This window comes from Paenibacillus elgii NBRC 100335, assembly GCF_004000865.1.
Classification (GTDB): Bacteria; Bacillota; Bacilli; order Paenibacillales; family NBRC-103111; genus Paenibacillus_G; species Paenibacillus_G elgii.
This window is the reverse complement of record NZ_BIMB01000038.1, coordinates 1-18,645: the sequence shown is the minus strand read 5'-3', so window position 1 is coordinate 18,645 and position 18,645 is coordinate 1. Positions and strand designations below refer to the sequence as shown.

The 18,645-nt window shown below is 52.3% G+C and carries 23 protein-coding genes; 17 read left to right on the top strand and 6 right to left on the bottom strand.

The features are described 5' to 3' along the window. Positions 1-61: 61 nt before the first annotated feature. The 9 genes from PEL01S_RS23750 (at position 62) to PEL01S_RS23710 (ending at position 5,240) form a co-directional block, all read left to right on the top strand. On the top strand, positions 62-712 hold the full coding sequence (locus PEL01S_RS23750; protein WP_174806996.1) for a TetR/AcrR family transcriptional regulator: 651 nt from the start codon (positions 62-64) through the stop codon (positions 710-712). A gap of 73 nt (positions 713-785) precedes the next feature. Further along, on the top strand, positions 786-1,229 hold the full coding sequence (locus tag PEL01S_RS23745; RefSeq protein WP_127462048.1) for an SRPBCC family protein: 444 nt from the start codon (positions 786-788) through the stop codon (positions 1,227-1,229). Continuing rightward, on the top strand, positions 1,229-1,822 hold the full coding sequence (locus tag PEL01S_RS23740; RefSeq protein WP_218032554.1) for an NAD(P)H-dependent oxidoreductase: 594 nt from the start codon (positions 1,229-1,231) through the stop codon (positions 1,820-1,822). The genes PEL01S_RS23745 and PEL01S_RS23740 overlap by 1 nt, the downstream gene beginning before the upstream one ends. A gap of 82 nt (positions 1,823-1,904) precedes the next feature. Then, positions 1,905-2,369 (top strand): hypothetical protein, encoded by a 465-nt coding sequence (locus PEL01S_RS23735; protein ID WP_127462046.1) that lies wholly within the window; start codon positions 1,905-1,907, stop codon positions 2,367-2,369. Continuing rightward, the gene (locus tag PEL01S_RS23730; RefSeq protein WP_307722012.1) at positions 2,348-2,914 is read left to right on the top strand and encodes a DUF1697 domain-containing protein; all 567 of its coding nucleotides are present in this window, start codon (positions 2,348-2,350) and stop codon (positions 2,912-2,914) included. Before PEL01S_RS23735 ends, PEL01S_RS23730 begins: the two co-directional genes overlap by 22 nt. Positions 2,915-3,042: 128 nt before the next feature. Continuing rightward, positions 3,043-3,579, top strand: coding sequence for a GNAT family N-acetyltransferase (locus tag PEL01S_RS23725; protein ID WP_127462044.1), 537 nt, complete (start codon positions 3,043-3,045; stop codon positions 3,577-3,579). A 51-nt stretch (positions 3,580-3,630) separates the two neighbouring features. After that, positions 3,631-3,930 (top strand): hypothetical protein, encoded by a 300-nt coding sequence (locus tag PEL01S_RS23720; protein WP_063178451.1) that lies wholly within the window; start codon positions 3,631-3,633, stop codon positions 3,928-3,930. A 448-nt stretch (positions 3,931-4,378) separates the two neighbouring features. Further along, the gene (locus PEL01S_RS23715) at positions 4,379-4,591 is read left to right on the top strand and encodes a hypothetical protein (RefSeq protein ID WP_127462043.1); all 213 of its coding nucleotides are present in this window, start codon (positions 4,379-4,381) and stop codon (positions 4,589-4,591) included. 73 nt (positions 4,592-4,664) lie between these two features. Continuing rightward, positions 4,665-5,240 carry a putative glycolipid-binding domain-containing protein gene (locus PEL01S_RS23710; protein WP_127462042.1) on the top strand — a complete coding sequence of 192 codons (576 nt, stop codon included), beginning with the start codon at positions 4,665-4,667 and terminating at the stop codon, positions 5,238-5,240. Positions 5,241-5,301: 61 nt separating this feature from the next. On the opposite strand, the gene PEL01S_RS23705 is transcribed toward PEL01S_RS23710, so the two are convergent. Then, on the bottom strand, positions 5,302-5,661 hold the full coding sequence (locus PEL01S_RS23705; RefSeq protein WP_127462041.1) for a hypothetical protein: 360 nt from the start codon (positions 5,659-5,661) through the stop codon (positions 5,302-5,304). Between the two features lie 158 nt (positions 5,662-5,819). On the opposite strand from PEL01S_RS23705, the gene PEL01S_RS23700 reads away from it, so the two are divergent. The 4 genes from PEL01S_RS23700 to def all read left to right on the top strand — a co-directional run bounded on the left by PEL01S_RS23700 (position 5,820) and on the right by def (position 7,911). Next, on the top strand, positions 5,820-6,572 hold the full coding sequence (locus PEL01S_RS23700; protein WP_127462040.1) for a DUF2087 domain-containing protein: 753 nt from the start codon (positions 5,820-5,822) through the stop codon (positions 6,570-6,572). A gap of 27 nt (positions 6,573-6,599) precedes the next feature. Then, positions 6,600-6,950 carry a GIY-YIG nuclease family protein gene (locus PEL01S_RS23695; protein WP_127462077.1) on the top strand — a complete coding sequence of 117 codons (351 nt, stop codon included), beginning with the start codon at positions 6,600-6,602 and terminating at the stop codon, positions 6,948-6,950. 174 nt (positions 6,951-7,124) lie between these two features. Beyond that, positions 7,125-7,370, top strand: coding sequence for a helix-turn-helix domain-containing protein (locus PEL01S_RS23690; protein ID WP_127462039.1), 246 nt, complete (start codon positions 7,125-7,127; stop codon positions 7,368-7,370). Between the two features lie 22 nt (positions 7,371-7,392). Then, positions 7,393-7,911 carry a peptide deformylase gene (gene def, locus PEL01S_RS23685; RefSeq protein WP_063178443.1) on the top strand — a complete coding sequence of 173 codons (519 nt, stop codon included), beginning with the start codon at positions 7,393-7,395 and terminating at the stop codon, positions 7,909-7,911. A gap of 69 nt (positions 7,912-7,980) precedes the next feature. On the opposite strand, the gene PEL01S_RS23680 is transcribed toward def, so the two are convergent. Continuing rightward, positions 7,981-8,196: a hypothetical protein gene (locus tag PEL01S_RS23680; RefSeq protein ID WP_088835360.1), complete on the bottom strand. Its 216-nt coding sequence runs from the start codon at positions 8,194-8,196 to the stop codon at positions 7,981-7,983. A gap of 187 nt (positions 8,197-8,383) precedes the next feature. Between PEL01S_RS23680 and PEL01S_RS23675 the strand changes: the two genes are divergently transcribed. From PEL01S_RS23675 to PEL01S_RS23660, 4 genes are read left to right on the top strand one after another with little or no spacing between them, the layout of a single operon-like run. After that, positions 8,384-9,220 (top strand): hypothetical protein, encoded by an 837-nt coding sequence (locus tag PEL01S_RS23675; RefSeq protein ID WP_127462038.1) that lies wholly within the window; start codon positions 8,384-8,386, stop codon positions 9,218-9,220. Further along, positions 9,217-10,416, top strand: coding sequence for a hypothetical protein (locus tag PEL01S_RS23670; RefSeq protein WP_127462037.1), 1,200 nt, complete (start codon positions 9,217-9,219; stop codon positions 10,414-10,416). The genes PEL01S_RS23675 and PEL01S_RS23670 overlap by 4 nt, the downstream gene beginning before the upstream one ends. A gap of 15 nt (positions 10,417-10,431) precedes the next feature. Further along, positions 10,432-11,160 carry a glycosyltransferase gene (locus PEL01S_RS23665; RefSeq protein WP_063178435.1) on the top strand — a complete coding sequence of 243 codons (729 nt, stop codon included), beginning with the start codon at positions 10,432-10,434 and terminating at the stop codon, positions 11,158-11,160. After that, a complete protein-coding gene (locus PEL01S_RS23660; protein ID WP_127462036.1) occupies positions 11,157-12,305 on the top strand; it encodes a glycosyltransferase family 4 protein in 1,149 nt (382 codons plus the stop codon). Before PEL01S_RS23665 ends, PEL01S_RS23660 begins: the two co-directional genes overlap by 4 nt. Before the next feature lie 121 nt (positions 12,306-12,426). Here the strand turns inward: PEL01S_RS23660 and PEL01S_RS23655 are convergent, their stop codons facing one another. From PEL01S_RS23655 to PEL01S_RS34610, 4 genes are all read right to left on the bottom strand, one after another. Further along, positions 12,427-14,283 carry a tetratricopeptide repeat-containing glycosyltransferase family 2 protein gene (locus PEL01S_RS23655; RefSeq protein ID WP_127462035.1) on the bottom strand — a complete coding sequence of 619 codons (1,857 nt, stop codon included), beginning with the start codon at positions 14,281-14,283 and terminating at the stop codon, positions 12,427-12,429. Between the two features lie 19 nt (positions 14,284-14,302). After that, the gene (locus PEL01S_RS23650; protein WP_127462034.1) at positions 14,303-16,003 is read right to left on the bottom strand and encodes a glycosyltransferase; all 1,701 of its coding nucleotides are present in this window, start codon (positions 16,001-16,003) and stop codon (positions 14,303-14,305) included. Further along, entirely contained in the window at positions 15,966-18,023 is a 2,058-nt protein-coding gene (locus PEL01S_RS23645) for a TPR domain-containing glycosyltransferase (protein WP_127462033.1), read from the bottom strand. The genes PEL01S_RS23650 and PEL01S_RS23645 overlap by 38 nt, the downstream gene beginning before the upstream one ends. A gap of 66 nt (positions 18,024-18,089) precedes the next feature. Continuing rightward, a partial coding sequence (locus PEL01S_RS34610; RefSeq protein WP_164824315.1) for a DUF6385 domain-containing protein occupies positions 18,090-18,645 on the bottom strand: 556 nt, incomplete at its 5' end.

The following is an 18,645-nucleotide window of genomic DNA, read 5'->3' as shown; positions in this document are numbered from 1 at the left end:
GGATTGTTATTATCTATAATTTTGACTGATATCAAAGTCAAATTAAAAGGTGAAAAGCGACATGTCTCCTCGTACCAGAGAGCAAAACGAACAAATTCGGAAGCAGCGTAAACAAGAAATTTTGCAGGCGGCGATCCGCGTGTATGTCGATAAAGGCTATTCAGCATCCGAGATGGGGGATGTCGCGAGTCAGGCCGGGCTTGCGCACGGGTTGGTCTACTATTATTTTAAAAATAAAAAGGCGTTGTTCCGCGAGCTTTACGAAGTCATGATGGAGGAATCCAGACAGTTTACGAAGACCTTCTTCGAGCAAGAAGGGTCTGTGTTTGAGCTGTTCAAGAGCTATGCTCGCATTGTGTGTGAGCGTGTTATGGAGAATCCGGTCATACCGCGATTTTACATGCGAATTAGCTTGGATTTACATCACCTGTATACGTCGGAAGAGTTTTCTCCGTTCGAATGGATGAAAAACTTCATGCATCAGATGACTCAAGCGATTGAAAAGGGGATCGCGCAGGGCACGATTCAACCAGGTGACGCTAATCTGATGGCTAGGCAGTTCTGGGGTTCAGTGTCTCAGGGGATGAATTATTTGGATCAGGTGCAGCAGGAGCTTATCGCGCAAGATATTCCGGAAACGGCACGGAAAGAGCAGTTAAAGCAGATTTTGGATCAGGTGGTCGAATCGTCCGTGTCTTTGTTTAAACCTTAATAAATTTTTTTACTTTTATTATTGACTTATATGTCAATCAAAAATAAGATGGCAGTAGGAGCGTGATTGGAATATGGCTACGATTCGCAAGGAAATTATGATTGAGGCTAAACCCGAGCAAGTGTGGGATGCGGTGCGTGATGTCGGCGCGGTGCATCGGCGCTTCGTCCCCGGCTATACCGTGGATACGCGTCTGGATGGCGATTACCGAATTCTTACCTTTGCGAACGGAGCGGTCGTGCGTGAGCTTATCGTTGCCGTGGATGACGAGGCGCGTCGGCTGGCGTACGCAGTAGTAGAAGGACGTATGCCGCTTGTGCATCACCATGCAACGTTTCAAGTCTTTGCCGAGAATGATAGCCGTAGCCGGCTTGTTTGGATCACCGATTTTTTGCCTCATGAGCTCGCAGCGGAGATACGAATGCGCGTAGAACGGGGAGCTGAAGTGATGAAACAAACGATTGAAGCGGAAGTTAAAGCGGGCAGCCAATGTCATATGAAAGGGGATGGAAAATGATAAAAATATTAGTTATCGCAGCTCATCCGAATTTGCAACAGTCGCGTGTCAACAAACGTTGGACAACGGAATTGCGCCAACATCCCGATCGAGTGACGGTACACGAGTTGTATGCAGCGTATCCGGAAAAAACAATCGACATCGAGCGCGAGCAGGCTCTGCTAGCGGAACATGATCGCCTTGTTTTGCAATTCCCGCTTCAATGGTACAGCACGCCGTCGCTGTTAAAGCAATGGCTGGACGAAGTCTTCACAACAGCCTGGCTGTTCGGACCCGGCGGCAGGGCAGTAGCAGGTAAAGAGCTTTTGCTTGCCATCTCCATCGGAGGTGTGGAAGCGTCGTACCAAGCAGGTGGCTTGATCGGCTACACCATCAGCGAACTGACCCGGCCCTTGCAAGCCCTCGCTAACCAAATCGGCATGACGATGCTCCCGCATTTCAAGTTGTACGGCGCGGTACAAACAACGGACGAGCAGATCGAAAGCAGTGCCAAACAGTATCTCCAACACATCTTGAACCCTGAACTAGATCCCCGAATTGCCAGACAACGAATGCTGGATGAGATGAAACAAAAAATGAAGGCGGCTCAGTAATCCTTACCTCACAGGCTCTCTCTTTTAAACGCAATATTTGGTATAATGGGATGATTTAGAAAAAGTGATGAGGGTGGACGCCATGAAATCCGATTTTCGGGAAGTAAAATTATCCGAATTAAGCGATATTCAAATTGATTATTTTATCGCGCCGTCAAAGACTGTGGAATATCGCGATATGATGATTATAAAATATTCGGGCGAGTACGGCTTCGGCTCGGCGGGGAACAGCGATGCGGTATATATGAAAGCGATGGGGCGGGCGGCGCTGGAAGCCTGGAAGCCCGACGCGATTATTCTGGATTGGTCCGATCTGAAGTATGAATGGGGAGATATGCTGGAGATGACGCTGGATATCGATACCGGCTGCTGCCAGCCGGCTCTGCCCCTGGCTGTCATCGTAGGCCCGCCTTGCGAGGAAGCTGTCAGGACGCTGCTGCTTGGAATCAACAGCGATGAGGGGCTGGAAAAGATCGAATGGGTGTTCAAGAATAAAGACAAGGCGATCGATTATATCGAACAACAATTGCAGAAGGCAGGGTCCTAGAAATAAATACTTACGTTGCGATGCTGCGCGGGATTAATGTGAGCGGACAAAAAATAATTAAAATGGATCGCTTGAAAAGCATTTTCGAATCGATGCAGCTGCAGGAGGTGACGACTTACATTCAGAGCGGGAACGTCATCTTCGGGACGACGGAATCGGATAAGGTTGTTCTTCGCGATCGGATCGAAAGCACGCTGAAAGAGGCGTTGGGGTACGACGTTCCCGTCGTAATCAGGAGCAACGACGAGCTTGATGAGGTCATTAAGCTAAATCCGTTTGCCGTCGCGGAACTCCCGGAAGGTGAAAAAGTATATGTAACCTTCCTCGCATCGCAGCCGACCACCGAAGCGATAGCACATTTCGAGATGTACAGCAACGATGTGGACGATTTCCGGGTGCTGAGCCGGGAAGTATATATTTTATCCCGGAAGGGGTATGGGAAATCTTTATTTTCAAATAATTTTGTGGAAAAGAAGCTGAAGGTGACCGCGACAACAAGGAATTGGGAAACGGTCAATAAGCTTGCCGATCTCAGCAGACGATAAGAAACTGCATAGCTTACTAAGTTCTGTAACTTTTTCCCTGGTTATTGCGTTTGGTATATGGGCGTGGCTGGGGCATGGCCACGGTCCAGCGCGAACGGGAATCTAATCATAGGGGAGCCTGAATGCTTATGTTAACGATTACGACGGAAAGATTACTGATCCGGGAGTATAAGGAAAGTGACTTCGAAGAACTCAAGATGCTGCTTTCCGACTCTGAGACGATGCGTTTTTGGCCCCAGCCTTTTGACGATGACCAAGTTCATAGTTGGTTGGAAAAAAATATTCGGAACTATCAAGATATGGGATGCGGCAGATGGGCCGTCTTTCTGAAGGCGAATCGGAAGTTCGTCGGTGACTGTGGATTCATGAGGTACAAAATTATAGATCACTTCGAAAACGATCTGGGCTATATCATTCACCATCCTTACTGGCATCGAGGCTACGGGTACGAAGCGGCCAAGGCTTGCTTGGAATATGGCTTCGGTTCATTGAAATTCGACAGCGTATGTGCCAATATGGCGCACGACCATCTCGCTTCGCAGAAGGTGGCCGAAAAATTAGGAATGAAGCGGGAAGCGCAGTTTATGAACCCGCGAAACCGGAACCTGCTGACCTATGTATATCGGATAAGCAGAAATGAAGCCTCTGGCAAGGAAGGAAATTGATTAGAACAAGCAACAATTTGCGATGTGCACGGCGATAGGAGGGAGTCTGCGATGTGGAACAAACTGTTCAAGTTTGGGGAGACGCCGCCGATCCGGCTAATCACGGTTTTGTTTTATGCGGGGTGGATTCCGATAGCTTATAAAGCCGCCCTGTTCGGAGAAGAAATCTATAGGACGAATACCTATATGACAACGGTTAAAGAAGGATATTTTTACACGGCCAAGGCGGTAAACGATCTTCCGAAGGGATTCGTATACGGTGTTGTCGCTTTTGCGGTAGCCGTTGTGATATGGAAAATATTTTGCGAGATTTTGCTGATTGTTTTGCGGTTTTTCGAAGCGAGCAAATGAGCAAGGGCCTGTGTAAATAAACAATTGGGCTGCATGCATAAAGCAGATCATTGCGTGACAGGCCGATCTGATCGACTTCAACCGCAGCGGCAAAGAGAAATAGTATCGTTTAAGCAAAAATTTGCGCGGTTCGCTTCAGTTCATTAAGGATTTGATCGTCGCGGTGGAGGAAAGCAACTAATTTTTTTAATATATGAGTTTATAAGTTTAAACTTAACAACATTTTCGGATAGCCTGGCGGTGAACGTGTCGGGTTGATTTTTCCGATCCGTCGTCCATTGTTGCAGCCATTCGCGGACATGAGATCGTCTATAATTGTAAGGCGGATGCGAAGCTGCACACGGTCATCGACACGGAAGCCGAGGTGGAGGTCAAGCTGACGCGAAGGCCGATGGAAGCGGCCGCTTCCTAAGGGGCCGGACGTTTTGTCCAGTTAAGCACGATTGTCATGTGCGATTTTCGGACAGGAGATTCTATCGACGAATCCTACGTAATCGTGCCGGAGTATCCGATCCAGGCATTGGCCGTGAAGAGGGAGGAAGTAGTCCGGCAAGCCGGGCGGGAAGCCGGGATCGGGACCTTTGCGCCTCGCTATTCTTTGACCGATGCCGTGGATACCGCCGTCCGGGACTTGATCCGTCGGAACGGGAACCGCTTTTAAATAATCGCTCTTAACAAGCTTTAAAGAACATGATAAACTTCCTTTGTGAACAAATGATTGGGAGGATTTACCTATGTTGCCTGCGGATATGGTATGGAGACCGAGCACGGGGATTGGTTATGAACACGTTAAAGTTAGAGAGGAAAACAATCAAATTCTCATTGATAGTATTGTTATCGGAAGTCAAAATACCAATGACATCTTCAGAGTGAAATATGATATCGTGCTCGATAAAAGCTGGGTCACCAGAGCAGTCACAATTCGTTACTTGGGAGAAGATCAAGTCTTGCGTCTCTTGTCTGATGGCAATGGGATTTGGAAAGATGAGCAGGGACAAGTCATCCCTGAATTATCAGGCTGCGTGGATATTGATCTTTCATGCACTCCCTTTACGAATACACTTCCGATCAACCGCTTGTCATACGAGCCATTACAACAGCAGGAAATCCAGGTGGTCTACATTTCTGCCGCCGATTTGAGCTATAAACAGGTTAAACAGAACTATACCTTGCTGGAAAGCGGGAAGGATTCGTCTATATTTCGATATCAGAGCGGGAATTTTACGGAGAACATTACGGTCGATTCAAACGGTATCGTAGTGCTCTATCCGAATCTATTTTATCGCGAGATGGGACCAGATGCCCGATAAGAAGATCCATAACAAAAAGCCCCGGAAAGGGGCTTTGTATGTTTCATGCGACAACGGGCGATTAATAGTTTTGCACATTCTTGGACCACTTGGCGTATCCTTTGGAGGATTTCTCTTTTGCGATTTTGGCGTAATCGTCGGCTTTTCCGATGTTATTTAAATATTCGTTATTATCGCTTGCTTTTTTGTCCCGGACATATTTATCGAGATAATCCAATGCAAGCTGATAATGCCGAGCGCTCTCCTGGTAATCGGTTAGGGTGAACCTCATTTGGCTAGTATCGATACCATACTTATTGAAATCGTCATAGACGCTTTCCGTTGTTTCCTTCGTTAGGTTTGTTAGCATTTCATTGGCTTTGAAGTAGCTTGTCTTGGCAATGGAGATTAAGGAGGAAGCCTCCGCTTTCCCCGCATTCATGGCATCGGCAGTCAATCTATATTTTCAGTGGGTTTGTCCAATGACGGACCGCTAACTGAAGTGGTGGAGTAGATACCTTTCGCAATTGTTGACATATTTATAAACGTTAATGTAATATGTCTATTATGAGGTAAACGAGATGAGGGTGTGTTTGTTTTATGCAGCTATCTGAGCATTTTTGGAATGCATCGTTCGAAGAGTTGAAGCGGGGTTACGTCGAGGAGACGGATTGTTATATTTGCTTGCTTTGCGGCAAAACGGTGGAGAAGGGAATTATTTATCCGGACGAAGGCACGCTCTATGAGGCGGAACGCTATACGCGGGTTCATATCGAAAACGCCCATGGCTCCGTGTTCGAACATTTGATCGGGCTCGATAAAAAACTGACCGGACTGACCGACCATCAAAATAGTCTGCTTCGGCATTTTTACCAAGGGATGAGCGATGCGGACATTCAGAAGGAAATGGGCATCGGTAGCGCATCCACCATCCGCAATCACCGCTTCGCTTTGAAGGAAAAAGAGCGCCAGTCCAAGGTGTATTTGGCGATGATGGAGCTGCTCAAGGAAAAGGACAAGCATGCGCCGGCCTTTGTCGAGCCTCACAGAACCGCCAAAATGGTGGATGAGCGATACAATGTGACTGCGGAAGAAATCGAAGAGATTTTGCAGAAATATTTTCCCGAGGGTACGGACGGGCCTTTAAAAACGTTCAATCTGCAGGAAAAGCATAAGCTGGTCGTTCTGAGAGAGATCGCCAAGCGATTCGAGAGCGGACATGTCTACAGCGAGAAAGAAGTTAATGAAATATTGAAGGCCGCATACGACGACTTCGTTACTTTACGGCGCTATTTGATCGAATACGGTTTTTTAGACAGAAAACCGGACGGAAGCCAGTACTGGCTGAAGTAACGGTTGGGGAGAAAAGGGGAGATGGCCATGAATCGGCGGGAAGAACTGAAGCAGATGTACAAAGAAGTGAAGCCCCAGGCGGGCGTTTACCAAATCAAGAATACCGTTAACGGAAAGATTCTGGTCGGCAGCACTCTGAATCTGAAATCGCTGAACGGAAAAAGGATGGAGCTGCAGCTCGGCACCATGATGAACAAAGCGCTTCAGCACGAGTGGGAGGAGTACGGCGAGCAATCGTTTGAAATCGAAGTGCTGGAGGTTCTGGAGAAGAAGAAGACCGGTTTTTTCGACGCGAAGGAAGCTCTGCTCAAGCTGGAGGAAAAATGGCTGGAGCGGCTTCAGCCATACGGCGAGCGGGGATACAACCGGGAAAAGTAAGAATCGCGCGCAACAGAAGGAAGAGGGATCTGCGTCAGCTTTGACGCCGGTTCCTCTTTTTTTTCATGGTGACATGCCCATGTCGTTTATTATTGGCAGCCGATATGATATATTAGGTATCGCCTAATAAAGTTAGGCGCTGCCTAATCTTTGGGTTCGGAAAGGGGAAGGCTTATGCTGGTGTGGATGTTAAGAAAGATGATGATGGAGCGGGGCATCCGAACGGGGGCCTCATTGTCCCGGCTGTTAAAGGAAAAAGCAGGCTACGAGCTGTCCGCTCCCTCGATCAGCGCCCTGCTGACCGGCCAGCCGAAACAGATGAAGGCCGAGACGCTGGACGCTCTATGCACGGCTTTGGACTGTACTCCGAACGACTTGTGGGCGCATACGCCGTCGCAAGTCAGAAGCGCATCCATATAAAAAGAAAAGAGGCGTTAACATTATGGCTGAAAAAACAATACTGCCGTTCGGCGACCCGGTTCTTCGTAAAAAAGCGAAGCCGGTGGAAGAGGTAAATCCCAGAATTCTTAAGCTGCTTGACGATATGGTCGATACGCTGTATGCCGAAGAGGGCAGGGCGGGGCTTGCGGCACCGCAGATCGGATTTTTGCGCAGGGTGATCGTGATGGATTGCGGCGACGGACTCATTGAGCTCATCAATCCGGTCATGTTGGACATGTCCGGAGAGCAGATCGGGCCGGAAGGCTGTCTGTCGTTTCCCGGGCATTCCGGGTTCGTGAAGCGGGCCAACCAAGTCAAGATCAGCAGCTTGAACCGGCAAGGCGAGACGTTCGTTCTCGAAGCGGAAGGGTACCTTGCGCGCTGCATTCAACATGAAATGGACCACCTGGACGGGGTGCTTTACATCGACCGGATCGAAGGAAATGCGCTCATTCACGACGAGACGGGGCGCAAGGTTAATGTGTTCGATATTATTCGTCTGTCCAAGCCTGAGCATTAAAGAAGCAGAAGCATTTATTAAAGAAATAGCCCGGACTTGAGGTTCAAGTTCCGGGCTATTTCGCATGTTTTACCTTTTTCTCATCTCGAAAAATTCGCATAAGTCCCTACGATGATAAGCCACATCGCTGACCCCGGACTGAATCACGACCGTGTCGTTGTCGAAGCGGGTGATGATCCCGCCGGAACCGACCACATGGTCGTCTTGAAAAACCCGAATCGATGCTTCGCGTTCCATCGCTTCCTGGAAATCCGCATCGGTTACCAATCTATGATTACGCGCCATCCTTGTTCTCCTTCGTCGTTAGGCTGTATCCATTGTACCATATTTGCGAAAAAACATCAGAATAGGCAATGGTGCTGCGCTTATTCGGCCAAGGCGTGAAAAGGGCATCGGGAGTGGCATTCTGCCTTAACCGGAAGCATACAGTTTAGAAAGACTATGAATTCATCTATCAAGGAGCGGATGGTCGATGTCGACGGTCGTGCATACGATGCCGGCGTTAATCCGGCACGAGACGGACATGCAAATGTTCCGCCAATGCTTGTCGAGCCTGGAGCGGGCCGAGCGGAGAGCCGTCCTTGTGCTGCATAATCAAGGCATGCTTACGAACGACCGTTTGCTGGAAATGGCAAGCTCGCTTGAGCTAGATGCGCACGTCATCGGCGGCGGAGAGAACGTCGGCATTCCCGCAGCTAGACAGGCTTGTTTCGAGTATGTTTGGCAGCATATTCCGGACTGCGCATACATAACCGAAATTCACCCGGATATGCTGTTTCCCGCGGGCTGGACGGCGCCGCTGCAAGCTTTCCTGCAGGAACGGCCGCAGGAGCCGTGCGTTTGTCCGGGGATATTGACGGCCGCCGGGGAATGGCACCCCGAAGGGAAGGGCGTGCGCAGCGCAGCCGTTCCGAGTTCGATCCCGGAGCTGCTCGTTCTGCTGAACGAGTCTAGAAGGGATGAGGTGGCCGAGGGATTCGTCCATCCGGTCATGCATCGGTCCGAAGCTCTGCGGGCGGTCGGCGGGTACCGCTTGGAGGATTTGCCGGGAAAGCAAGGCTACGAGGACGATTATTTGCTGCTCGCTTACTATCACGAGCTGAGGCTGCCCAAAGGCTGGAGGCCGAAGGCTGATCTTCGTTCGCGCGTCTTTCATTATACGATGGCACAGCGCATGGATTATAGCGATTTGAACGAACAAGCCGGGTTGAATTTGCAAGGGCTGCTGCGGCGTTTTGGAACCCAAGGGCTTCACGACCTGAAAAATATCCATGCCTTGCCCAGTTTTCCGATGGGAGGGTCTGTATGAACGTGGTGCTTTTCGGGGAACCCGGCGGAGAGGAGGAAGCATGGTTTCCGCTGCTGCCGGATTGTCAGGTGCTTGCCGTTTCTGCGGGGAAGAAATCCGGGAAGAAAAACGGCATCTCCTATGTTCCGCTTTCAGCGGTTAGAGAGCTGGAACCGTCGCATGGGGTGGCCGTGGTGTCCCATCCGTATTGGATGCCCTTCCTTCGGCAGTGGAAGCCTCATGCCGTGATCGGGCTCGCTTACGGTGCGGAGGCTTCTTCGGACGCTTCCTTCCAGTATTACCAGAAGGCGCTGAACAGGCTCTGCGATGCGGTAATAACCGATTCGGAAGAAACCATGCTGAATCTTAATCTGCGGGGCATTCCGTCTTTTTACGCGCCCGGATCGCCAAGTCATGTGTTACAGGAGGCCGGGGGAGTCGGGCCGGGCTTCGGTACGGCGTTCGATGAACGCTGCGTTGAGCTTGTAGACTTGTGCAAGGCGAATGCGAACGTTCACGATTTGAGGCGGTCTTTGCAGGAGCTGGCGTCGCACAAAAGAATGGAACGGACGGAAGGGCTGCTTGAAGCCATCGAACGCGACTCTCACAACGAAGCTCTCCTCGCGCTTGCCGCTCGTTATTTGTATGCGGAAGGACGGCATAGCGAAGCGGAGTACTACGGCTTTCAAGCTTTTGGCCGCTGTGTCGTGGCGAATGGAAGCCGCTGCCTCTCACTTTACCGCTGGATTGCGATGGTCCAGGCCCGGCAGGGCAAGACCGAGGACGCTTTGAACAGCTTCGGCGTTACGGCGATTCAAGCCGAAGACAAGGCCCGCTACCAGCGGCTGCTTGCCGCTTACGATCAGCAGCTGCATGCTCTGGTGTGCGCGGACTTTTGCCGGGAGAACGGGAATCTGTCGTATGCTTTGGAGCTGCTCGAACGTCACCCTTCACCTTTTGATCGTTCTATCCGTTATCAGCTTTACAAAGAAACGGGCCAGTATCCGAAAGCACTGAATCTGCTTATTCAAGACCGTCCGAAGGAGCCGGCAGTGGAGCGGGAGAAGTGGTTGCTGTTCGGAGAGCAGGAAGAACAGGAAGGCTGCGTGCCGCAGGCCGTTTCTTTTTATTTGAAAGCGGCTTGCATCGATCAGGAGGTGATTTCGAACATCTTGCGCTTGGAGAAGGTGGAACGTTTTTTGGCTGCCTATTCTTAAACGAGGTGAGGCTTCATGCGGCCCGTTCGCAAAACCGAAAATAATCGCTTGACGGCAATGATGCAGGTTCGCAACGAAGAAAATCGTTTTCTGGAAGAAGTGCTCCAAGACGTGAGCGAGTATGCGGATGACATCGTCATCGTAGACGATGCGAGCACGGACCGGACGGCAGATATCTGCCTGTCGTTCCCCAAGGTGAAGGAGGTGGTGCGCCTGACGGAGCGGCATTTTTCCCGGGAATGGGAACTTCGTTCCCTGCTCTGGAGAGAAACCTGCAAGTACGGACCCGATTGGGTGCTGGCTATCGATGCCGATGAGGTATTCGAATCGAAATTCAAACGGACGGTCCGGCAGCTTATGGACCAGGACAGCTACGATTGGGTCGCATTTCGGATGTACGATTTCTGGGGCGGACGAACGCATTACCGCGAAGACGAGTACTGGCAGCTGCACAAGCGGCATACGATCATGCTGCTGCGCAATTTGCCGGGCTTTCCTTATTACTACTTGCAGCACGATCATCACGTTCACCGGGTGCCTCTATCATATGGAGCGCTTCCGGGCCTGCTGTCGGATATCCGGGTGAAGCATCTCGGATGGGCGGGCAGTGAGGAGGAGCGCCGCAGGAAGTACGAACGATATAAGCAGATGGACCCGGAGGGCGTCTGGGGAAGCCAGGCCCAGTATGAATCGATTCTGGATGCCGCTCCCCGTCTGGTCGAATGGAAGGAGGAGGAGTCTTGAGCAGCGTCGCCATTTTGACGCACAGTTTTTTGGACGCGTATAACGGTCGGATCGATAAAATTTACGGAGGCGGGCTTGAGAGGTACCTTTACGAGCTGTGCCTGCTCATACGGAAGCTGGGTGCGGAACCGGAAGTGTATCAGTTAGCGTTCCGCGAGCCGTTCGAGACACGGCTTAAGACGACCGAGCTGGCCGGGATGAAAGTGCACGGATTGTTTTGCGGACAGATTGAGAAGGTGGCGGAGCTCTTCGAGGAGATGTCCCGCAAAGCAGCCGCTCCGATCATTTATGCGAGCTGTATCTGGCATCCGATCCGCTATGTGCCGGGGTCCCTTGGCATCTGTCACGGCATCAATTGGGATCGGACGGACCTGGTGACCAGCGCCAAGACGCAAGTGGCGGATAATGTCCAGCGCGCATTAAACGAATTATGGCGCATTGTATCGGTCGATTCGCATTTTTTGACCTACTGCCGGTCGGTCTGTCATTATTTCGATCCGCTCAAGGTGGAGCTGATCCCCAATTCCGTCGATACGAGCTGCTTTTACCCCGGGGAGCGCAAAGAGCAAGGCCGCACAGGCTTGAAGGTGCTGTTTCCCCGCCGAATCAGCCACGAAAGAGGCATTCTTCCCATGATGGTCGCAGCCGATGCGTTGTTAGAGCGATTTCCGGATCTTCAAATGCAGTTCGTCGGAGAAACGATCGAGGACGCGGACATATGCCGGGCATTTCTGTTCTGGTTATCCTGCCACCCGCATCGGGCAAGAATCACGCATGAAGTCAAATCGTTCGACGAGATGAGGCTCGTCTACGCTGACGCGGATATCGCCGTCATTCCGACCGTGTATTCCGAAGGAACGTCGTTGTCCTGTCTCGAGGCCATGAGCTCCGGGCTGCCGGTGGTTGCGACCAACGTCGGAGGACTCAACGATCTTATTCTGGATGGCTATAACGGCAGGCTGGTACCGCCTTCGGCCGAGCGGATCACTGCGGCGCTTATTGAGCTGATCGAGGATCGGGAGATGCGGAAGGCTTTGGGGATTCGGGCCCGGGAGACTGCGCGCTGCTTCGACAAGAACATATGGGCCGGCCGGTGGGGGCGGGTGCTGAAGGAATATTTGCGGAAGGAAGAAGCGATAACCTAGAAAATCTGGAGGAATGCATATCCGTTCGAAGCGATGTGACAGAAACGCAAGGGGAATCGACAAGCGTTCCGTTTCATACAAAAAGGCGACGCCTCCCGCCCGTTGACAGAGGGTCGCCTTTTCATGCGGATAGCCATAGGGACAGCTTCAGCCACTCGGCTTTTTCCAGCGGTTGACCAAGCCGCTCGAATGCAAGCGACTGATATGCTTGCGCCAGAATAAGCCGGGGCAGCGGCCAATCGGGAAGCCGGTCTTGGACTTGGCGCAGCGCGGCGTCAGCCTCCTTCCAGCGCTGCAGCGCGCCGCAAAGTAATCCGTAGGCGCACAACTCCTGCGGAGATAGCCGATCCCGGTTACACCGGGAAAGAATAGCTTGAAGCGCGAGATCGGGAGCTTGCACAACAAGCTGAAGCAAAGGCGGGCGAAGCAGACCGGGAAGATGCCGGAGAGCCCCCACGGATTGGCGCAGGTAACGAACGAGTCCGTCCCAGCAGGCCGACTCCAGGAAGACCGTGCAGGCGGTAAGGAAGGTGCGCTCATCCGCAGCAGCGGATTCGTCTCGGACAAGCTCCTGCCTGTCATCCTCCTTGGCGGCGGACAAATCGAATTGGAGAGCCCAGCGGAGCAGCTCGATATCGAGCGTTTCCTCTTTTGGTTCGTTCAAACCTTGCAATTCTGCCAAAACACCGGCTTTGTCTCCTTGCTTGCAACGTATCAGCCACTGACTGAGGCGAAGGGACAATGGATTTAAGCTCGCGAGGACCGGTTCGGGTGCCCACTCTCGGATTCGCTGCGCAAGCGGCAGCTCGTTGTATCGAAGCAGGCAGCGGACCGCTTCCGTCCATTGCTGCAACGTCAGTTCCGCCTGCCACCTTCGGAGGCAGTACAGCAATTGGGCCCAGCGCCCCTCGGCGGCGGTCAGCTCAAGCCAGCGCCGCCAAGCCGGTTCGTACCGGGGGAACGAATCCAGTGCTTGACGGTATGAGCGAAGGGCTTCGGCCCGATTCAGCAGCTTCTCCTGTAATTGGCCAAGCCGGTGTGCCGTTGCAAAGCTTCCGGAGCCCGTCTGGCTTGCGTAAAGCCCAGAGCGAGGCGTCTGCAAGAGGGAGCATTCGTAAGCCTTGCGTGCGGAGCCGTACTCGGCTCGCTCCACGCAAAGGTCTCCCAGGAGATCCCACAGGTCGGTAAAATCGGGAAATAAGCGGAGCCCTTCCTTTACAAGCCGAAACGCTTCGTCGTTCGATCTCTGCACCCGGAGCAGGAGAGCGGTCTTGAGCAGCAGATCGGGATAAAATCCGCAGGAAGGCTCAAGCGATTTCAGCAGCGGGAGGAACACTCCCATGGCCTCGCTATATTGCCCCGCATGAAGATATTCGGTTCCCAGCGCATACTGCAGCCTCGAATCCCCCGGGGTTTCCGCGATCGCTTTGGCGAGGAGGGCTGCGTTGCGCTGCGGTTTTCGTTTCTGCCGGACTCTGTTCTCCAAATAACCGTAGTGACGAATCGTAATGCGGCTTGGAATCGGGGTTAGATGCCTTTTCAACAAGGAAGGCACGATATCCTCGTGGATTTTCCCGCTGTAGCGTAAATCGGGAAAATTCCGAAACAATCGGCAGCACGAATCGGTAAAGCAGAGATATTCCGTAAGCTGTCCGTAATAATTGACAAAATGCAAGGCATAGGCGAAGGCGTCGGATCGGCATAACGACTCGGACAGCAGCGGCAGGCATTCGGGCGCCAGCTCTTCATCGGCATCCAGCACCAGAATCCAGTCACCTGACGCCGCGTCCAGCGCCTGATTCCGCGCTTTTGAGAAATCGTCCTCCCACTCGTGGGCATAGACGCTTGCTCCGAAATCCCGGGCGATGGCCGCGCTGCGGTCTGTCGAGCCGGTGTCGACGACGATGATCTCCGACGCGATTCCGGCAACCGAACTCAAGCTGCGGGACAAGAGCTCTTCTTCGTCTCTCACGATCATGCATACCGACAGGCGTGGGCTAGACAGAAATCGCTCCCTCCCGCTCCGGCAATCCCTCGTCGAAAGGAAGCGACAAGATGGCGCTCTTGATCAATTCCGGCTTCGGCTCCAACCGCAACAGACGGTTCAAATGCTGCTCGGCATTGTGAGATAAGTCGTAAACCATCTGGAGCACCGAATCGCATTGGAAGTCTTTTTCCAATGTCCGCTGCTGCTCCTCCCATAGGGACAAAAATTGGTGGTAGGCGGGATATTTTTTTTGAGCATGAAGAATACGCGCCTTCTTTGCCGTCTCGCTCAATGATTTCGGCGAGCTTGGCTGCAAAGGGGGAAGCCAGTCGTTCGGCAGTCCGTTTTTGAAAAAGTCTTCGCTCCATGGCCCTCCGGATTCAGGGTTCCCTGCTGACGTTTCGGTCAATAGACGACAATCTGCGGCGATGGACAGCAGCGCCTGTTTCTCGTCCTCATCCACTCCATCCGTCAAGGCCCACAACTGCGTCAAGTTTTCCAGCGCCTGGTAACAATGGGTCCGATAAAGGACCCCGGCAATATCGGCTCGCTGCTGCCGGAGGCGCAGCTGGAATGATTTCTGGATTAACGCCATCAGCTCATGCTGCTTTTCTGCCTTCCGATATAGGCGGAACATGCGATAGAGGGAACGAAGTGCGCCCGGGTGCTGCTGGAAGGAGGTGAGGTAGGCTTGCGCCGCTTCGTTGTCCTGAGCCATGGTTTCGCATACGAGACCCAGCAAGTAGTACGTGGTATGGGACCCGACACCCGCTTCTGTGTGGTAGCCCTTGGGTTCCGAGTAATGACCCGCTTTTCGGAAAGACTGCTTGGCGGATTGAAAATCCCCGATCGTCATCTGGTAGCAGCCTTTGTAATGATACAAGTCGGTATAGTCCGGATATAGAGCAATCCCGCGATCACAGCTGTCGATCGCTTCCTTCAGCCGGCTCATTGCCGCGTAGCAACGGGCTTCGCACTTATACAACAGGTGGGCGTAGTTGGCCATCGGATGCGCATACCGGATCGATTGCTGAAACGCATCCAATGCTTCTTCAACCTGATTATTTTGCAAATATTCAATCCCGATGTTATACAGGTGGAACGAATGCTGGGGATGCTCTTCCAGCTCTTTTTTCAGCAAAGCCAGATTTCGCTCCGTCTTGTTCTTGCTCGCCCTGATATGGGCTTGGTATCCGTAGTGATGCACCCGGATATCGGTCATGACAAAACGGGCTTCCGGATTTACCTGTTGAATATTTTCGGCAATCTGCTCATGAATTCTTCCGGTGAAACGGTACCCCGGCAAATTCCGAAACATGCGGATCGTAGGATTGATGCTGGCGTTCAGCTCCTTGTCGCCAAAATGATTGATGATTCGCACAAAATATGCATCCGCCTCGGCGCAGCCGGCCCAAGTCAGCAGATCCTCTTTACTGCCCGCATCAAGCTCCTCGTCCGCGTCCAAAAATAAGATCCATTCGCCCGACGCATGATCCACGCCAAGGTTCCGCGCCCCAGCAAAATCGTCCTGCCACTGCATCTCGATCACACGGGCCTGAAACGACTTAGCAATCGATATCGTCTCGTCTTGCGAACCGGTATCGACCACGATCATTTCCGAGACGACGTCTTTGACGCTTTCCAAGCAGCGCGGCAGGGCTTGCTCTTCATTCTTAACGATCATGCACAGCGAAATGCCGGCAGGCTTCATGGTAATTCCTCCTTTGTACGCCGCGCCAGTGAGGACGCCAATCCGACTTGGAGACCAGCTCGATGGAAAGATTGAGTTTCTGCAAATTGGCTTGTAGCAGAGCGGCTTCCGGTATTCGCTCCAGAGCTTCTTGCACAATACTCCTGGCTTGCTGCAAATAACATAAGGCTGCGGCTGTTCTGGCTTTACGATCTTCCGGGTCAAGGCTCAAGGCTTGCTCGAAGAGCATGGATGCTTCCTGCCATCGGCTGCGGTCATACAAAACGAGCCCCAGAATGTAAAAGCTCTCGCCATCCAGCGGTTCCGTCTCCATGACCGTGAGCAGGCGATCGGCGGCTTGATCCACATAGCCTTCGTAGAACAGCATTTTTGCCGTGAACGGGCGAAATGCCGGAGTAAGTCCTGTCAGCCTGTCGATGACAACCGGATATTGCATTTGGATGGCCAGATGGAGCAGGGGCTTGACGAACAGCAAGTACGAGTAATCCGAATCCTCTTCGGATATTTCGGCATGCGTTCGAAGCTGCTCGAATAAACGGGCGTAAAAGGCTGCTTCCGGCTGGCGGGTCATCCAATCCGATAAGTAAGCGGGGATGGGAACGGCTTTCTCCAAGCTGTTCAGCAGCAGCGTATGAAAGAGGAGAGGGGCGTCCGGCGCTTCCGAGGCCGATATCGGTTCGGCCAGCCGATGCGCTTCCTGGATTTCTCCTTCGCGGATCAGGGACAGCGCGATCCATTCCCGGATGCGCGGCGATCGGGCGAGGTAGGAATTCAGCACCTCGCGGCTGGCGCGGTAGCAGCCGACGTCGAACAGCGCTTCGCCAATGCTGATCTCGCACAGCTCGCGAAGCGGATAGGTAGGCGAATCCGGCTGGAAATTCGGGCTTACGATATGAAGGAGCTCCTTGACGATCTCCTCTTCGGTTTTATTTAAAGCGATCAGGACATCTGCAATGCCGACAAACGCTTCTTTGGAATAAAAGCAATGCTTGAGCGCGTCCAGATAAAATTTTAATGCGTCCCTGTATGCGGACCATTTCGCGGCAATGTTCCCCATACCCAAATAAGACCGGAAGGAATGAGTGCCGGACTCCGTTAGATAGGAACGGGAAGGGGAGGCGCCGACGGCGGCTTGAAACGACCGAAGCGCCATATCTTCCTGGTGTACAGCCGTGTAGGCGACCCCTAAATAATAATGCAGGTCGGGGTAATCCTCATATTTATGCTTTTCCTTTTCAAGCAGCTTCACCGCTTGCGGAAAGGCGGCGGTTTTGATCAGTAATTTGGACAAATCTTTCACGATCGTCGGCCGGTAGGAAACTTCGGGCGGAGCACTTTTCAGAGCTTGCTCCAAAAGCTTGACAGCATCGCAATCCATCCCTAGCTGTTCGTAGCACACGCCCAAATGGTAACGGTAATAGGAGGATTTGGGGTGATCTTTAACAGCTTGCTGCAGAATGGACAAATTTCTCTTGGTCTTCTCCTTTTGTTCCTGTACCTCGGGCAAGTAGCCGAAATGCAGCAGGCTTAGACCGCTTGTACCGATGCAAGCGATCGAACCGTTACGCTTCTCGATGGAAGGGAGGATGTCTTCGTGAATCGGACCTTGGTACCGGTATTGCGGCCGATTCCGGAAAAGGCGCAGCGACCGGTGATAGACCCGTTCATGAGGGAGCGAACCGGTTACATTTTCCACGTCCAGCCAGAAGGCTTCCAGCTCTGTGGTTTTCAAGGTTTTCTTGAGTGTTTGCAGATCGCCTGTCATTTGTTCGTCGGCGTCAAGAACGAGAATCCAGTCTGCCCGGGTTCGAACCACAGCCGCATTCCGAGCTTTGGAAAAATCCTTTTCCCAATCGATACGGAACACCTTGGCCCCGTAAGACTCGGCTATTGGAATAGTTCGATCGGTAGAACCGGTATCCACAACGATAATTTCATCCACCCAGGATTTGACGCTTTCCAGGCATGACGGCAAAAAATGCTCTTCATTACGCACAATCAGGTTCAAACTCAGCAGCATGACGCGGTTTCCTCCCTCCCAGGAAAAAAACAACCCCTCTGCTATGCAGAGGGATATGTTTCCATTTTATGAACCTTGAGCGTTGAATATGACGTCAATCGTTCCCGTTACCAACGTCGTTGATGCCCGGTACGCGAGGCGGGTATATTTCAAAAAGCGTTGTGGCACGAGCACGTCAACAGATCCAGGAGCCAGATTCGAGCTGGTTACGTCGGTAAACCAGTTGGTTCCGTTCGCGCTAATTTCCAGTATTGTATCGACGGTTCCCACGGGACTGGAATTGTAGACAAAGAACGAATAAGTTTCCAAAACAGCGGTCGTTATAGCCGCCAGCGGCGTGAACGTCGTAGCTGTACCTGCCGGAACGGCCAAGAAGCTCTGTTCGACGAAGCTGTTCTGCGAGATCGCCGTTAACGTCCCGCCCAAGATGGCGGTAATCGTACCGGCCGTGATGGTGGCTCCCAGTATGGAACCGACCGTAGTCAAGGTTCCTGCGGTGATCGTGGCTCCGAGCACGCTGGTAATGGTGCCGTTGAGCAGGTTGGTGATTGTTCCGCCTAGGATCGTGGCGCTGACGGTTCCGCCGAGAATGGTAGCGCTGATCGTGCCTGCTGTAATGGTA

What these genes read in the sequence shown, in the direction of transcription:
- PEL01S_RS23750 (WP_174806996.1), top strand. Translation starts at nt 62, where the DNA reads ATGTCTCCTCGTACCAGAGAGCAAAACGAACAAATTCGGAAGCAGCGT.
- PEL01S_RS23745 (WP_127462048.1), top strand. Translation starts at nt 786, where the DNA reads ATGGCTACGATTCGCAAGGAAATTATGATTGAGGCTAAACCCGAGCAA.
- PEL01S_RS23735 (WP_127462046.1), top strand. Translation starts at nt 1,905, where the DNA reads ATGAAATCCGATTTTCGGGAAGTAAAATTATCCGAATTAAGCGATATT.
- PEL01S_RS23725 (WP_127462044.1), top strand. Translation starts at nt 3,043, where the DNA reads ATGTTAACGATTACGACGGAAAGATTACTGATCCGGGAGTATAAGGAA.
- PEL01S_RS23720 (WP_063178451.1), top strand. Translation starts at nt 3,631, where the DNA reads ATGTGGAACAAACTGTTCAAGTTTGGGGAGACGCCGCCGATCCGGCTA.
- PEL01S_RS23715 (WP_127462043.1), top strand. Translation starts at nt 4,379, where the DNA reads ATGTGCGATTTTCGGACAGGAGATTCTATCGACGAATCCTACGTAATC.
- PEL01S_RS23710 (WP_127462042.1), top strand. Translation starts at nt 4,665, where the DNA reads ATGTTGCCTGCGGATATGGTATGGAGACCGAGCACGGGGATTGGTTAT.
- PEL01S_RS23705 (WP_127462041.1), bottom strand. Translation starts at nt 5,661, where the DNA reads ATGAATGCGGGGAAAGCGGAGGCTTCCTCCTTAATCTCCATTGCCAAG.
- PEL01S_RS23700 (WP_127462040.1), top strand. Translation starts at nt 5,820, where the DNA reads ATGCAGCTATCTGAGCATTTTTGGAATGCATCGTTCGAAGAGTTGAAG.
- PEL01S_RS23695 (WP_127462077.1), top strand. Translation starts at nt 6,600, where the DNA reads ATGAATCGGCGGGAAGAACTGAAGCAGATGTACAAAGAAGTGAAGCCC.
- PEL01S_RS23690 (WP_127462039.1), top strand. Translation starts at nt 7,125, where the DNA reads ATGCTGGTGTGGATGTTAAGAAAGATGATGATGGAGCGGGGCATCCGA.
- def (WP_063178443.1), top strand. Translation starts at nt 7,393, where the DNA reads ATGGCTGAAAAAACAATACTGCCGTTCGGCGACCCGGTTCTTCGTAAA.
- PEL01S_RS23680 (WP_088835360.1), bottom strand. Translation starts at nt 8,196, where the DNA reads ATGGCGCGTAATCATAGATTGGTAACCGATGCGGATTTCCAGGAAGCG.
- PEL01S_RS23675 (WP_127462038.1), top strand. Translation starts at nt 8,384, where the DNA reads ATGTCGACGGTCGTGCATACGATGCCGGCGTTAATCCGGCACGAGACG.
- PEL01S_RS23670 (WP_127462037.1), top strand. Translation starts at nt 9,217, where the DNA reads ATGAACGTGGTGCTTTTCGGGGAACCCGGCGGAGAGGAGGAAGCATGG.
- PEL01S_RS23665 (WP_063178435.1), top strand. Translation starts at nt 10,432, where the DNA reads ATGCGGCCCGTTCGCAAAACCGAAAATAATCGCTTGACGGCAATGATG.
- PEL01S_RS23655 (WP_127462035.1), bottom strand. Translation starts at nt 14,283, where the DNA reads ATGATCGTGAGAGACGAAGAAGAGCTCTTGTCCCGCAGCTTGAGTTCG.
- PEL01S_RS23650 (WP_127462034.1), bottom strand. Translation starts at nt 16,003, where the DNA reads ATGAAGCCTGCCGGCATTTCGCTGTGCATGATCGTTAAGAATGAAGAG.
- PEL01S_RS23645 (WP_127462033.1), bottom strand. Translation starts at nt 18,023, where the DNA reads ATGCTGCTGAGTTTGAACCTGATTGTGCGTAATGAAGAGCATTTTTTG.